At 49.4% G+C, this 1,659-nt stretch carries 1 protein-coding gene; it reads left to right on the top strand.

Annotation, left to right across the window (positions count from 1 at the left end; all coding sequences use genetic code 11):
- The first annotated feature begins 186 nt into the window (after positions 1 to 186).
- Positions 187 to 1,626 (top strand): IS66 family transposase, encoded by a 1,440-nt coding sequence (gene tnpC / locus ACYRYG_RS13245; RefSeq protein ID WP_460198480.1) that lies wholly within the window; start codon positions 187 to 189, stop codon positions 1,624 to 1,626.
- Positions 1,627 to 1,659 lie beyond the last annotated feature (33 nt).

The following is a 1,659-nucleotide window of genomic DNA, read 5'->3' as shown; positions in this document are numbered from 1 at the left end:
GTAACTATTCAGCCATTCATTTTATGCCACAACAGTTTCATCGCAAAGGCTCGCTGGCAGAGACTCCCTGTCATAATCACAAAGCAGGGGCCATTTCATCCAACTGATTGAAAATCAATGAAAAATCTTCAAAAACAGATGCCAGTTTTCTTGCATATCTCAGATATTTTCATTACCTTTGTATCTATGAATCAGCAGGTTACAGACATATCAGAGTCACTGCGCAAAATGGCAGGAGAGATGCAGTTGATGCGTAAGACCATCGACTCGCAGCATGCCCGGATATGTCAGCTGAACCGGAATATTGAAAAACTCAACAAGGAATTACACCAGAAGGACAGGGAGATAGAGGATCTGAGGAAACGTCTGTCCCGCTATGAGAATCCGGACAAGAACTCCACGAACAGCAGTACTCCGCCAACGAAAGAGAAGATGAAGGATGAAATCATCCGCCGTACAAAATCCCTCCGTAAGCGGAGCGGCCTGAAGCCCGGTGGCCAGAAGGACCATGACGGACATCGCAGGGATATGGTGGAGTCTCCCGATTTTATAGAGGAACACTCCAGCCGTTACTGTAAGGAATGCGGGCGCAGTCTTGACGACATCAAGGGACACCTGATCTATACAACACAGGAAATAGACCTTCCTGCCGTAATTACCCCGACAGTGACGGAACACCGCCACTATGAGAAAGTGTGTCCCTGCGGCTGCCATAACCACGGCTATGCACCGCGTAAACGCGGAGGCAGCCCGGTAACCTTCGGCAAGACCATACGTTCCATCGTAACCTATCTGAACGTTGTGCAGTGTATCCCCTACGAGCGCCTCCAGACTATTATGAAAGAACTGTTCTCCCTGTCGATGAGCCAGGGTACGATAAAGAATATCGTTGATGATGCCATGGAAAAGTCACGACCCGCCATCAGGCTGCTGGAGGATACGATCAGGAAGTCCCGTGTGGTGGGCTTCGACGAGTCGGGCTGTTACAACCAGAAGCGTCTTGACTGGGCATGGATAGCACAGACGGCATACGTAACGCTCTGTTTCCGTGCCGGAGGACGTTCTGCCAGGGTACTGGAGGACAGGTTCGGAGACTCATTGAAAAACATGGTCGCCGTTACCGACCGCCATAACGCATACTTTGCAATAGACTTCCTCGGACACCAGATATGCCTGGCACACATCCTGAGGGAACTCGAATACCTCTCGGAACTTGACAAGAACCAGAAATGGTCAGGACAGATACAACAGCTCCTGCGCGATGCCATACACCAGAGGAACACCAGACCCGGGGAGATTATCCCCAAAGGAGCGTGGCTTACACGCCTTGACAGGCTGCTCGCTCAAAGCCTTACACACCTGAATGACAACTTTGAAAAACTGAGGAAAGGACTCGTCAGGGCCAGGAACTACATCTTCAACTTTCTTGAAGACCCTGCAATACCGCCGAATAACAATGCATCCGAGAGAGGAATAAGAAAGTTGAAGGTCAAACAGAAAATATCAGGTACCTTCAGATCCGATTCCGGGGCAGATGACTTCTTCGCTATACATTCCATCGCCGATACGGCATGGAAGAACAATCAATCTCAATACAATGCCATTGCTACCATCCTATCTTTATAGGATGGCACACCTTGGGTATGGCTGAATAGTTAC

The organism is Segatella asaccharophila (assembly GCF_054687055.1).
The sequence above is the reverse complement of the archived record's forward strand: the minus strand, read 5'-3'. Positions and strand labels throughout refer to the sequence as shown.